The 14,694-nt window shown below is 57.6% G+C and carries 4 protein-coding genes; 1 reads left to right on the top strand and 3 read right to left on the bottom strand.

Annotated elements, in window-relative coordinates; all coding sequences use genetic code 11:
* Positions 1–5 precede the first annotated feature (5 nt).
* On the bottom strand, positions 6–8,978 hold the full coding sequence (locus C4S74_RS19715; protein ID WP_103996990.1) for a GH36-type glycosyl hydrolase domain-containing protein: 8,973 nt from the start codon (positions 8,976–8,978) through the stop codon (positions 6–8).
* A 209-nt stretch (positions 8,979–9,187) separates the two neighbouring features.
* On the opposite strand from C4S74_RS19715, the gene C4S74_RS19710 reads away from it, so the two are divergent.
* The gene (locus C4S74_RS19710) at positions 9,188–9,589 is read left to right on the top strand and encodes a hypothetical protein (RefSeq protein WP_258042550.1); all 402 of its coding nucleotides are present in this window, start codon (positions 9,188–9,190) and stop codon (positions 9,587–9,589) included.
* Positions 9,590–10,150: 561 nt separating this feature from the next.
* On the opposite strand, the gene htpG is transcribed toward C4S74_RS19710, so the two are convergent.
* Together htpG and C4S74_RS19695 are read right to left on the bottom strand one after the other, a co-directional pair.
* Positions 10,151–12,031: a molecular chaperone HtpG gene (gene htpG, locus C4S74_RS19700; protein ID WP_103996989.1), complete on the bottom strand. Its 1,881-nt coding sequence runs from the start codon at positions 12,029–12,031 to the stop codon at positions 10,151–10,153.
* A gap of 199 nt (positions 12,032–12,230) precedes the next feature.
* The coding region (locus C4S74_RS19695; protein WP_258042549.1) for an S-layer homology domain-containing protein at positions 12,231–14,694 on the bottom strand (2,464 nt) is incomplete at its 5' end.

Genomic DNA, 14,694 nt, shown 5'->3' with positions numbered 1-14,694 from the left:
TCCGTTCACAAAGTCAAGACAACCTCATGGATACGTTTGTCGTCTGCCAGCGGAACAAAAGGGCCGCCGGAAGAAAAATCTCCGTCCGCTTCCTGTCCGTCGAACGTCAGCCGCGTATACCCGCTTGATTTCCGCGACGGATTAAGGACCGTGATCCGGTATTCGGATTCCCCGAAACGGTAGACAGCCTTGAACTCCGGCCATTCCGGAGGAATGCAGGGGCGGATATACAGCTTCGCGCCCCGGCGCCGGATGCCGAGAATCCACTCCAGCCCCGCCTGATACATCCAACCGGAGGCGCCTGTATACCAGGTCCAGCCCGCATGACCTCTATGCGGCGGCTCCGTATATACGTCGGCCGCCATGGCATAAGGTTCGCCGACATACTTCCGGACCTCCGCTGCCGTCTTGGTATGCATGACGGGATTGAACATCTGGAACAGCTCCAGCGCCTTCTCCCCGTTCCCCAGTCCGCACCAGGCGACAATGCTCCAGATCACGCCGTGCGTATACTGTCCGCCGTTTTCCCGGATACCCGGGGGATAGCCCTGAATATAGCCGGGACTCGGATCGGTCTTATCGAAAGGCGGGGTCAAAATATGAGCGACGGACAAGCTCCGGTCGACAAGTTCCCGGTCGAATGAATTCATGGCCTGCCGGGACCTATCGTCCGGAGCCATGCCCGAGATGACCGACCAGGACTGGGCGATGGAATCGATGCGGCATTCCGCATTGTGGATCGACCCGAGCCACTGGCCCGCATCCGTAAAGGCGCGGCGGTACCACTGGCCGTCCCAGGCACTTTCGTTCAGCGCCGCGGCCAGCTTCTCCCGTCCGCTCCAGAAACGTTCGGCCATCTCTTCTTCACCGCGGATTCCGCAAAGTTCGGCCATGCCCTGGAGCACATCTCCAAGGAACCAGCCGAGCCAGACGCTCTCTCCCCGGCCCTCGGGACCGATCATGCTCATGCCGTCGTTCCAGTCGCCGATGCCGATCAGAGGCAGCCCGTGCTCCCCGAATTTCAGAGCCCGTTCCACTGCCCGCAGGCAGTGCTCGAAGATCGTTCCGCTGCTGCCGGACAGGACCGTTTCCTCGTAGCGTTCGTGTTCCTCCGGTCCCAAAAGCCGACTGGTCAGGAACGGCACAGTTTCATCGAGAATACTCCGGTCCTCCGTATGATCGATATACCGGGATACGGCGTAAGGCAGCCAGAGCAGGTCATCCGAGAAACGGGTGCGGATACCGCGGTGCGTCTCCTCGTGCCACCAGTGCTGGACGTCCCCTTCTTCGTACTGATGGGACGCGTGAAGCAGAATCTGGGCCCGGGTCAAGTCCGGACGGCTGTTGAGCAGAGCCAGCGAATCCTGAAGCTGGTCCCGGAACCCGTAAGCTCCTCCCGCCTGATAGAATGCGGTACGGGCCCACATGCGGCAGGCCAAAGTCTGATACAGCAGCCAGTTGTTCAGCATTATGTCCATTTCCGGCACAGGGGTGGAAACGGTCACGGTTCCAAGCAGACCTTCCCAGAACGCATGAATCTCCTCATAAGCGGCCGTACAAGCCTCAGGCTCCCCGTACTTGCGGGCCAGCCTCACCGCTTCTTCGCGGGAATCCCCGCAGCCCAGAAGAATATAAACCGTCCGCACGGCGCCCGGTTCCAGCTCAAACTTCGTCCGCACGGCGCCGCATCCGTCATAAACGGGGCCGGTCACGCCCGACAGGTCGAGGCGGCTCATCGCGGCCGGATCTTCAATCGTCCGGTTGCGGCCGATAAATTCAAGCCTGTCTCCCGTCCAGGATACATGGCTTCCACCGGCGCGCACTGTAAGGAAGGCGGTGGCATCCCGGAAGTTTTCCTGATAGGCGTTGCGGGCGATCAGGCTGTCCGCCTCGCCGTCCCAATCGGTCAGAACGAAGGAGGCGTTCCCTTCCCGCTGGACGCCCAGCACCCATTCCGCATAGTAGGTAGCGGATAAGGATTTATTATGAGATGTGGTGTTGCGCAGCTTCACTTCGATAATCTTGACGGGATCCTCCAGGGGAACGAATACCGTCATTTGCTGTCGTATCCCCCTGCTTTCATGCTCATAACGCGAATATCCCCTGCCGTGAGCCACCCGATATACGGACCGGTCGTCTTGCCGCCGGGAAGGCGTCATCTGCCAATAGTCCCCGTTTGTTTCATCGCGGATATAAAAGACTTCGCCCGGCGGGTCCAGGGCGGGATCGTTCGACCACGGGGTCAGCTTGCATTCCCGGCTGTTGCGCCACCACGTGTATCCCGTATACAGCTCGGAGGCCAGACAGCCGAACCGCGGATTCGCCATCACGTTAATCCACGGAGCCGGAAGATGCTCCCCGTTTTTGAGCGTGATCCGGTACTCCCGGCCATCCGGAGAAAAGCCTCCCCATCCGTTAAAAAACAGGGTGTCGGCGGCAGGTTTCGCCCCGGCGGCCTCCCCCATGATGCCGGAGACACCGGCTGCGGCCGCTGCGGTATCGTTCGCTTCAACGGAGGCCGCGGCTTTGCCGGAGGCTGTGGTTGATTCCGCGCCGGCTGCGGTTACCGTGCCGGGACTACCGGCTGTGCCGGAGGCGACGGTGCCCGAGTCTGTGCCGGCAGCCTCCGCCGAAACTTCGTCCGTACCGGAGAAGGCGGTTGCGCCCACTGTGCCGACAGCCTCAGCCGTGCCGTAGCCTGCTGAAGCATCCGGAACGAGTGGATTCGGGGCTATTTCAGCCGAAACCGGCAGCGGCACATCGTAGGCCTCCTTGCGCGGCCAGATTTTCAACTGCGCCCGCAGGCTCGGCCCGTCCGCACGGAGGACAACCCGCGCCGCCGCAAGCAGGAGCGTCTTATCCTCTTCGGGCATTGCGGAAGCGGGAACGACATGAATGCCGCCCTGGCCGGCGGCGCCCGGGTTCCCGGCTGCCTGCTCCGACAAGCGGACGAGGGCATCCCTCAGCTCCTGCTGATACCCGCCCGGAGATTCGTTAAACAGCACGAGATCAAAAAACAGCCCGTGCCGCCGCAAATACTCGAAGCCTCCGAGCAGCTTCTGCACAAACGGCAGATCTGCGCTTTCGGCAACTCTCGCCAGCACGATGGGCCTGTCGCCGGAAACTCCGTATGCCCAGAGCCCCTGCTGCCCTTTGCTGTTGGCCGCTATGCTCTCCGCCTGTTCGGGCCCGAGCGGCCCCGTGTAGAGCACCCGGCCCGCCAGCGCCCGGTAGACGGAAGCCTCCGCCTGCGTCACATGCAGATGCTGCAGATCGATCTGGCTGCGGGTCCAGGCGAGCTGGAAGGTTCTGTCGACCTGACGGTCATCGGAAAGCCGCCGGACCATCTCCAGGCTCTGTTCCTTGGAATCCGCGACGCCAGTAACCGCGCAGAGCCGAATGCTCTCGCCAGGTTTAAGACAGATGCGGCGGCGCATGACGAAGGCCGGATCGGCGACGGAACCGACCGTCCCCTCCAGGCGGGCGGTGAGCCCTTTCGGCCTTGCAAGGGAGTGGCCGCGGCCGATAAAGGCAGCCCGGTCCGTCTCGAACTCGGCCGGGCCCAAGGCAGCGCCGAAGGCCGCTAAGTTGTGAAAGGCCCAGAGCGACTTCTCGCCCGCATTCCGCGGGCGTTTGCGGGCAAGCAGGCAGCCCGTCTCTTCCTCGAACTGCGTTTCGACAAACAGCTTCGTGAAAGCCGGATGAGCTTTATCCGCATCGGGCAGGGCCAGAGCGATTTCAAGAAACGTCGTCACTTCGAGGATGCGTGCCTCGCCGCTTTTGTTTTCCAGCGTCAGCCGCCGCACCTCAGCATTCATCTCGGGCGAGACCGTAATTTCAAGAACGGTCTCCATGCCGTCATCTTCGCGCCGGAAGGTCGTACGCTCCTGCGAGAAGCGTACACTCTGAGAGTCCGAAGGAACGCGGCAGGGCTGGAACGTCGGGGACCATACTTTCTCCCGGGTAACGTCGCGGATGTAGAGGTACACGCCCCACGGGTCCCCCACCGGATCTTCTCGCCAGCGGGAAACGGCCAGTCCGTTCCAGCGGATAAATCCGCTTCCGCTGTTGGTGACGGCCGTCGTGAACGTACCGTTGGAGTGGACGCCCACTTCCGGCGCCGGCGTATCGGCCGCTGCGTTCTCAGGCACGGAATGCGTTCGTTCCGCTTCCGGCTTTTGAATCCGCGGCTTTCCGGCCAATTCACGGGACAGCATCGACTCGCGCGGCGGAATGCGCTCGATCAGGAGCAGCTCGGCCGCCTGCACGCGCTTGTCGCTGTGAAAATAGTCGTACATTTTAACGGGAAGCAAAAGGTTCGCGATCGTCAGCAGGCTCATGCCCTGGTGATGGGCCATAAAGCTGCGGATAATTTTGCAGTCTTCCCCCTGCGGCATTCGGTCTGCCGTAAAATCGATCGCTTCATAGAAGCCATACTTGCCCCTCGCTCCAAGCTCCTCCATCCGGTCCAGGTCCTTCAGCCCTTCCCGGAGGGCAAACGGAAGCGCCATAACCGCCGCGTAAGGCGCGACAACCAGATCCTCTTCCAGCCCCCGCTTGAAGCCGAGTCCCGGCACGCCGAATGCCCGGTACTGGTAGTTCATCTGGTAATCGAACGCGTAATAGCCCGATTCCGAAATGCCGAACGGGACGCCCCGTTCGTGGGCGTATTCCATCTGGCGCTCGACGACGCCCCGGTAGGTGCTGTCCCAGAGCGTATTGCGGTAAGTCCGCATAATGAGCCACGGCATCATGTATTCAAACATCGTGCCGGACCATGAAATAAGCGTGGTATTGTTCCCCTGGAGCTTAACCGTGCGGCCCAGCGCCATCCAGTGGGATACGGACACCTGGCCCAGCGCGATAGCGACAAAACTCGTCTGCCTCGCTTCGGACGCCAGCAGATCGTACAAAATGCTGTCCCGCTCCCCTGTCGCGGCATGATAACCGAGAACAAACAGCTTCGCTTTGTGATCGTAAAGCTGCGTAAAATCGGTCGCCGCTATGAGCGTTTCGATCCGCTGGAGGAGCTGCTCCCCTCGAACCAGCCAATTCGGAAGGTTCATCGGAGCCGCATGAACAATCTGCTCAGGCTTGCTTTCGCCAACCGCGAGGACTGCCGGGCCGCTGCCGATTCGGGAGTTTTGGCCTGCTTGATGGCCTGTACGGTTTTGGTCTGCATGGTTTTGGTCTGCATGGTTTTGGTCCGCATGGCTTTGGTCTTCACAGTTTTCACGGTTTTCGCCATCTATGCCGTTTACGCCGTCCTCCCTGCCTTTTCCGGCTCGTTCGCCTAACCCGTTCAGTGCGGATTCCCCCGACGGATTCTGCTCCAGATCAACGGCAAATTCTGTACCGTAAGCTCCTGCCGCAGACGGCCTGATCCCCGCAAAACCGCCTTGCTTTTCCGCTTCTTGCTTCAGCCAGCTTGCCAGTCCCTGCTTAACGGTCATGAGGCTTGCAACGAAATTTCCGGAATCGACGGTAGATACATAGGCCGGCGGCAAAGTTTGGAGCGTCAGCGTGTCGTACCAGTTGTATAAATGACCGTGCCATTTATCGAGGTTTTCGACCGTGCCGATCGTATTTTCCAGCTTTTCAACCAGCTTCGGCGTATCGATAAAACCGAATTCGCGTGCGGCAAGCGCCGAAGTCAGCAAAAAGCCGATATTGGTCGGGGACGTCCTGTGAGCCACCCCGTTCGGCGGGTCTACCTGGACATTATCCGGGGGCAGGTAATGATCCTTGGGGCCGGCATAGTCTTCATAAAAAGACCAGATTTGTCTCGCCAGCACCCGGAGCTTCTCTTGTTCCTCCGCTCCCAGCGGTGCTTCTTCCCGCGCCACCGGCCGGTCCAGCCATGAAACGGCAAGAGGAGCCAGCGCCCAGAACAGGCTTAGCGCAAGGCCCGCCCACAGCAAAGACGCAGAGGTTTGCACAGCCGAGGCAAGTGCAAACACAATAATGAACGCATAGCCCCAGCCCGCTTGAAGAAGCGGTGTGTGCTGCTGTTCCCGGCTTTTTCGCTCGATGTGGGACGAACTTGTCCATTCCAGAAGCCGGCGCTTGCTGACCAATATCCGGTACAGCGTTCGGCCGATCGCGTCCAGCAGCACAGCCGCTTGAAAAGGCAGCGTCCAAATCTGTACAAGGACATGCAGGCCCGTTGCCAGCAGCCGCCTCCGCTGCCCATAAACCCGGTGGAGCATAAACAACTGCCGTAGCAGCGGTAAAAACATTGTCGCCAGCAGTACGGCGGACCAGCGCCACGGAGAACCCGGGAGAACGGTCCAGGCAAGAACGAACAGGATGAAAATCGCGGGTGGAAGCAGGCTTCGCCTCAAGTTATCGAGCATTTGCCAGCGGGTCAGAAAAGATAAATCAATGGGCCGCAGCACTCCACGGCGGTCGCAGATGCTGGCAAAAAGCCAGCACAACAGCTGCCAGTCTCCGCGTACCCACCGGTGCAGCCGCTTCTGGTAGGAAACAAACTTGGCCGGATGATCGTCGATCAGCTCGATATCGGACAACAAGGCGGCACGCATAAAACCGCCTTCCAGCAGATCGTGGCTGAGTACGGTGTTGTCCGGAATCCGTTCGCACAGAAGTTCGGCGAAAACATCCACATCGAAGATGCCCTTTCCCGTAAAAATACCCTGGCCCAGCGCATCCTGGTAAGGGTCGGAAGCCGCGAACGCATAGGGGTCCATGCCCGGCTCCGACCAGAAATACGCGTGCCGTGAGCGCATCGCCGAATCGTGGCTGATCCCGATGCGGGGCTGAAGCACCCCGTAGCCTTCCACGACCCGTGTCCGGGCCTTGTTCAAGCGCGGACGGTTGTACGGCAGATGCAGAGTGCCGATCATCCGCTGCGCGCTGCCCATCGGAAGCTGCGTATCCGCATCCAGCGTGATCAGATACCGGATATGAGGAAGAACGGACGCATCGCCGACTTTCACCGCATAGCTGGTCTCGCCGCTGCCTTTCAGCAGCTCCACGAATTCGACCAGCTTGCCGCGTTTGCGCTCCCAGCCCATATACACACCCTCACGGGGGTTCCAAAGTCTGCGGCGCTGGTATAAATGAAACGTCGTTCCGCCTGCCGCGGAGTACTTTTCGTTAAGCGCACGAATTTTATTTTCGGCAAAGCGGACCAGCCGTTCGTCCTCGGGAAGCTTTTCATCCAGTGCATCCGTAAAATCGCCCAAGAGAGCATAGTGAATATTAGTGTCGCGGTTTGCCAGATAGTGAACCTCCAGGCGGTCGGCAAGCTCGGCTACCTCGTCGGGCGACGACCAGATCGCCGGTATAACCACCATCGTGGCGGCTTCCGCCGGCACACCGGCGGAGAAATCGTACCGGAGGAGAGGACGCGGCCGGCAAATCCGCTCAATGCCGAAATGCAGCCAGGTCATTCCCCATTCGCTCACGGGCAAGAGCAAAGCTGCGAGAACGGCTGCCCAGGCGGAAGCGGATAGACCGTACCCGCTTCCGATCCATGCGGCCGCGATAAGCCAGAGCACAGCGAACAAGCCGAGCATCGAGGCGAAATAAGTGCCGGCCGGCCGCTTGGCCAGGGCCTTCTCCGGCATTGTCCGGGGGGAACTGCATTTCCGCAGGGAGGCAATCAGCTTTTGTACACCTTCCGCTTCGAACAAATAATAGGAAGGAAACTGCAGGCGGGATCGCTCCCCCGCGGCCAGAGGCGCTGTAACTTCTCCATTTTCATGGAGAATGAGGACACCGCTTGAGGCGGAAGAGCCCCCTGTTTCCGCGGCTTGCGCCTGTCGAAGGGACGCATCTGCCTTAGCGGCCCTAATGCCTGCGGCTGACGCATCGGCTGCTCGTGCCGGCGCAGACGCCTCTACGGGCGCAGAGCCAGCCCCCGCAGCCGGGCGGTCCGCCTCAGGCGATGCCGCGCTCGGCCCCGACGCAGGCGGCCCGCCGGAACCGGCTAGTGCGGCTTCAGCTCTCGCCGCCGCTTCCCTGGCCAGCGCTACCGCCTGGCCCGCAACCAGATTCTCAGGCACCCGGAGACGGCGGGCAAGCCGCTCCACTTCGGCGAGAATCCGGTTACGGCTGTATGCGTCGAGCAGCGGATACACGCCCGTATGCTCAAGCCGAAGCGTCCGCTCGGGCAGGCTGATCCGCTCGAACAGATCGTTCCAGTCCCAGCGCTCGTTTTTGCGCAGGCTGGTGATAATACTCCCCGCCCGTACCTGATAGGCCGCTTGAAGCTGATGCTCGTAAGAAACGACGCGGTCCAAGTCCTCCGCCCCGTTTTCATAGCTGCAAATCAGCCATTCCCGGACCGAAGCGGTATCTCCGGCCCATTCCCGCAGGTGGCCGATTAAATGGACGATCCATGGGCCCGGCAAAGGCAGCGTCAACCCCGTTGTCTCCAATCCGGCATGGACCGTTTCGGGACTTAAGCCGGCCGGCTCGATCCGTGAGAGGACACGTCCGACGTCTATGCAGACTTCGCGGCGTTCCCGGACGAAAGCCATCGTTTCCGCCAGCTTTTTCACCAGAACCACGCGCAGAATGAGCGGCACCGAACGGGCTTCGGTCAGCGTTAAAGCGCTCACTTCCTGGTAGGCGTGGATATAGGCGAGAATCGTTTCCTCACTCAAAATCCCCTCGACATGCGTTAAATAATCTTCCATCATGGACTGGATTCGGAGAATTCCGTTTCCGCGCAGTCTCGGCATCCGGCCCGGCGCGTCCTGAAGCAGCAGAGCCCTGACTTCCTGGGCCTGCTCTTCGATAAATTCAGCATTGTCCAGCAGCCATTGCTCGGCCGGTTGGGTACAGCCGGCATGAACCGTCTGGAGGGAACGTACAAATTCCCTCAAGCTTTCTATGTCTTTCGTAAAATGTTCTTCGATATGAGCAGGCCGTGTGCGCGGCAGAGTCGTTACGTGCTGCAGCGCAAGCTCCCGCGCTTTCCGGCAAAGTTGTTCGTTCGTATAGGTCATCGGTTCCTCCGGAGATCAGTTATTCAAAGGTGTACTGTTCGTCCGGTGTAACTAAACAGTCCGGGACAACTAAATTATTCCCAGCTTTGGCTCGTTTTATGAGCCGGAAAGCCTCCTCCGGAGGATCAGCCCTGAACGGAACCTTTTCGCCTTCATGCCGTATGCAGTAAATAAAGGAAATGCTTGTTTTTGGAAGGAGTGATCGAAAAATGGAACTTTACTTTAAAGAAAATTTTTTCAGTTCCGGTAAAAGTCCTATTCTGGAGGCAAGCGGTCTTCCTGCCGGTACGCTGGATATGAAGCACATGTTAAGTTCGTCTTTATCCGTGCTGGATACCGGCGGGCGCAAGGTATGTTCAGGCTCGTTCCGGCTCTTATCCCTAGGACGAAAATGGGAGATTACGGACAACCAAGGAAACATGCTCGGTGTACTGCGTCCCCGGTTTACGCTGCTGGCTAAAAAATACGAATACGATGCCGGCAGGCGCGGGTTATTCGACATTGAATCGCCGCTCCTGTCCAAACACTATACGATCCGGGACGCATCGGGCGCTCTCGCCGCCGAGTTCCGCCAGGTGAACGGCTGGCTCCAATCCGGTGCTTCCGTCTGAGGAACGATTCGCCCTTGCTGGACAGCTTCGAACTGATCGCCGTTGTAATGGGCGTCCACGAGCTTCAACGGCGGAATCATATGACGGGCGGTACGACAGAGAGCCAGACATACACGCCGAATCAATTTTAACGGGCAGCGTCCCGGAAACCTCAGGCAGCTTCGCCCGCCTTTTTTACAACCGGAAGGAAAGGGGCGGCTTGCGGTATCCCAATGCCTGCACTTGTACCTGCACTTGTACCTGCACTTGTACCTGCACTTGTACCTGCACTTGTACCTGCACTTGTACCTGCACTTGTACCTGCACTTGTACCTGCACTTGTACCTGCACTTGTACCTGCACTTGTACCTGCACTTGTGCCTGCACTTGTATTTTGCACCTGCACTTGCACTTGTATTTTGCACCTATACCTGCACTTATACTTGCACTTCTTACGCTTATGCTTACACCTGCTTATGCTTTCAACTTGCGCTTACCTGTACCGTTTCCCTCCCGCCCAAACACACAAAAAAAGGCCTCGTTCCGGAAGGAACGGGCCTTTTTGTCTGAACCGCATGCGGCTTAGACCATGATTTTGCAAATATTGTTCGTAAATTCGACAGGGTCGTTCACTTGGAGACCTTCGATCAGAAGAGCCTGATTGTACAGCAGATTGGTATACAGGTTCAGCTTGTCTTTATCGTTCGCATACGCTTCTTTAAGGGAGCGGAAAACGTCATGGTTAACGTTGATTTCCAGCACTTTGTCGGCCTGAACTTCCTGTCCGTTCGGCATGGCCTTCAAAATTTTCTCCATTTCGATCGTCAGCTCGCCTTCGGTGGACAGGCAGACCGGATGGGATTTCAGACGTTTGGACGCTTTGACGTTCTTCACTTTGTCCGACAGGATCGTTTTCATCGTCTCGAACAGATCTTTGCTGTCGTTTTCCTCTTCTTCCGTCTGCTTGTCCGCCGCGTCCGGCTCGATTCCGAGATCGCCGCTGGACACAGATTTGAATTCTTTTTCCTTGTAGGCCATCAGCATCTTAATGGCGAATTCGTCGACATCGTCGGTGAAGTACAGAATCTCATAGCCTTTGTCGAGGACCATCTCGGTTTGCGGAAGCTTCTCGATGCGCTCAATCGACTCCCCGGACGCGTAGTAAATGTATTTCTGGTCTTCCGGCATGGCCGATACGTATTCATCGAGTGTGACGAGCTTTTTCTCTTTGGAAGAGGTGAACATCAGCAGGTCCTGAAGATCGTCCTTATGGGTGCCGTAGTCATTGTAGACACCGAACTTGAGCTGCCGGCCGAAAGACTTGTAGAACTGCTCGTATTTCTCTCTCTCATCCTTGAGCATGCTTTGCAGCTGGCTCTTGATTTTGTTTTTGATATTTTTTGCGATCAGCGTAAGCTGGCGGTCATGCTGCAGCATTTCCCTGGAAATGTTCAGAGACAGATCCTCCGAATCGACCATCCCTTTTACAAAACCGAAATAATCCGGCAGCAGATCCCCGCACTTGTTCATAATCAGCACGCCGTTGGAATACAGCTCCAGGCCCTTCTCGTACTCCTTCGTGTAATAATCGAAAGGTGTACTTTCCGGGATAAACAGAATCGCTTTATATACGACGGCGCCGTCCGCACTGATATGGATATGTTTGAGCGGCTTGTCGAATCCGTACCGTTTTTCCGCATAAAAGTTTTCATAGTCTTCCGTCGTCAGCTCATTTTTGTTTTTGCGCCAGATCGGAACCATGCTGTTGATCGTCTGCTCTTCCTGATATTCTTCGAATTCGTCGTCGCTGCCTTCTTTGGGCCTGCGTCCGGACACGTCCATCTTGATCGGATAGCGGATAAAATCGGAGTATTTTTTGATTATCGCTTTCAAGCGGTATTCTTCCAAATACTCGTCGTAGTTGTCGTCTTCGGTGTTTTCTTTAATCTTCAAAATGATTTCGGTTCCGACCGTTTCTTTGTCGGCAGGCACAATCGTGTAGCCGTCCGCGCCTTTGGACTCCCATTTAAACGCTTCCTCGCTGCCCAGCGCCCGGGAGATCACCGTAACGACGTCCGCCACCATGAAAGCCGAATAAAAACCGACGCCGAACTGCCCGATAATGTTATGGCCGTCCTTGGCTTCGTTTTCTTTTTTGAACGCAAGCGAACCGCTCTTGGCGATCACGCCCAGGTTATTTTCAAGATCCTCTTTGGTCATGCCGATCCCCGTATCGGTAATCGTCAGCGTGCGGCTTCCCCGGTCAGCCTTCAATTTAACGAAGTAATGGTCGGCGTTAAACTCCAGACTGTGGTCCGTGAGGGCTTTGTAGTAAATTTTGTCGATTGCGTCGCTGGCATTCGAAATCAGCTCTCTTAAAAAGATTTCCCTCTGGGTATAGATCGAGTTGATCATCATTTCCAGCAAACGCTTGGATTCCGCTTTAAACTGCTTCTTGGCCATGAGTGAATCTCCTTCCGCAAGATCATAGTTAGCACTCCGTTGACTTGAGTGCTAATTCCTAGTTTTATAGTACCTATTCCATTTTTTGAAGTCAACCGCTCCGTTAAAAATTCATGTCCTTGCCTTCTATCTTTTTGCACAAAAAAAGAGTCATTCCCCAGCCGTCTGCAAGACCGCTGTAGGAATAACTCTCCTCTTCTTAAATCAGTTCGGATTTCTGAAGAAGTCTCTGCACGATGGCGGCGACTTCCGCTCTTGTAATCGACGCTTTCGGAGCCAGCTCCGTGGCGGTTCTGCCCGCAAATATTGCGCCCTGCAGGCAATCGGCCACGCCGCTTTTCGCCCATTCGGCAGTCGCTGCGGCATCCGCATAAGGAGCCAGCGATTCCGCCGCTTCTTTGGACGGCAGCTTGTCCCGGAGGCCGGTGGTCTTCATCGCTTTTGCCATGATGACCATAGCTTGTTCACGGGTGATTTTGTCGGACGGACGGAACGTTCCGTCTTCAAAACCAACAATGAGATTGTGCGCGTAAGCGGTCTGAACCGCGGCGCTGTACCAATCCGCTGCTTTCACGTCCGAGAAAGGCGCGGACGCTTTTTCCTGTTTAAGTCCCAGGGCACGCACCATGATGGCCGCAAACTCCGCACGCGTAATCGCCGTATCGGGATTGAACGTGCCGGTGTCGACACCGCTCACGACCATGCGCGAGCCCATATCGTTGACCGCATTCTGCGCCCAGTGTCCGGCAACGTCCTTGAATTCCACCGGATGCCAGACCACCGAGTAGGTGCTGTTCGTCAAGCTGTTGATTTTCGCAAAATAGTGCCCGTCCACGTTAACGATACGGGTCGGCACGTGACGGACGGTACCGTCCGCTTCCACGACAACGCCTGTCGTGATTTTGCCCGGATCGACGCCGTCCGGGATGGCGATCATACGCTCTACGTAGGCGTTGAAACGGGACACTTCAACCGTTGCGCCGCCGTAAGTTCCGGTAACCGCGAAATTAACGGCGGGCGCTACCAGCGTGAAATTCCCGGTGGAAGCCGAATTTTCGACGATTTTCAGCGTTTCCTTGGACGGAGCGGCAACTTCGATGCGCACTTTGATAGCGTCCAGGGATGCCGGATTACCGAGTTGTCCCGACAGGACGCTGACATTGATTTGCTCCGCGGGAATCGTGTAAATGATGTCTCCGGCGGAGATTTTAACGACCGCCTGCTTTTGCTCCATGGCTTTCACCATTTGGCCCGTCAGTTCGCCGATGAGCACATCCGCTTTCTTATCTTTCGCAAGCGGGATGGTCACGACGGCATGTTGGCCCTCGGACGCCAGCTTATCGTCCAGCTTCTTCGGATCGACTATGATCGTCAGAACAGATTGTCCGTTAACTTCGGACGACTTCAAGGTTCCGGCGCGTTCGGTTTTCCCATTCACGAGGATATCGGCTCCGTCGCCGGCAGGTACTTCCGTAACGGGTGGTGTGGTCGGCGTCGGCGTGCTCGATTCCGTAGAACCTCCGCCTCCACCGCCTCCGCCGCTTGACGGAGCATAAGGGGTGACGGAATTCGATGGAGCCGAAGCCGCGCTTCCGCCCGCCTCGTTAAGAGCTTTAACGGTAAACGTGTACGCGGTTCCGTTCGCAAGCCCGGTCACCGTGATCGGACTTGCCGTACCGCTCACGACTTTATCGCCGGGCGAAGCGGTGACTTCGTAGCCGGTGATGACGCTGCCGCCGTCGGAGACCGGTGCCGTAAAGGAAACGACGGCTTGTCCGTTGCCCGCCGCGGCGCTCACGTTCACAGGAGCGGACGGAACGGTGTACACCGTCAGAAGCGCCTCCTCGGACGTTACCGGCTGGTTCCCCGGATTCGCTATGACGACGCGGTACTTAAAGCCGTTCATCGCTTTCGTTACGGAAGGCACACTGAGAGAGCGGTTAGTTTCGTGAGGAATTCCCACAAAACCCGAACCCGTATCCACCTGCCATTGATAGGTCAGGCTGAGTCCCGAAGCTTCGACCGAAAGCTTGAACATACCGCCTTCGGCCACTGCCTTGCCGGCAGGCTGCTCCTTAATGACCGGTGCCCGGAATGTCGGAATGACCGTTAAGATCACCTCATGAGATGTTACCGGCTGGCCGCCCGTACCTGATACGACAACGCGGTATTTGTAATCATTCATTCCCAGTGAAACGGCCGGAATGCTCAGGATGGCGTTCGTCTCGCCGGGCATGTCCTGGAAGCCCATGCCGCTGTCTTCCTGCCACTGGTACGTGAGTCCCGTTCCCGTGGCCGCAACTGCAAAAACTGCCGGTGCACCTTCAGACACAGGCGGCACGTTTTGCGGTTGTACCGTAATCGCCGGAGGGAACGTCGGAATGATCGGCAGCACCGTCAGCACCGCCTCATTTGATGTCACCGGCTGGCCGCCCATACCCGATACGACGACACGGTATTTATTGTTGTTCATGCCCATCGAAGCGGCCGGAATGCTCAGCGTGGCGTTCGTCTCGCCAGGCAGGTTTTGGAAGCCTGATTGCGTGTCCACCTGCCACTGATACGTCAGCCCCATTCCTGTAGCCATAACGCTGAAAGAAGCGGGGCTTCCTTCAAGCACCGGCAGCGGGCTTTGCGGATGCAGCGTAATCATCGGAGGGAAC

Source organism: Paenibacillus sp. UNC499MF (genome assembly GCF_900107975.1).
GTDB lineage: Bacteria > Bacillota > Bacilli > Paenibacillales > NBRC-103111 > Paenibacillus_F.
The sequence above is the reverse complement of the archived record's forward strand: the minus strand, read 5'-3'. Positions and strand labels throughout refer to the sequence as shown.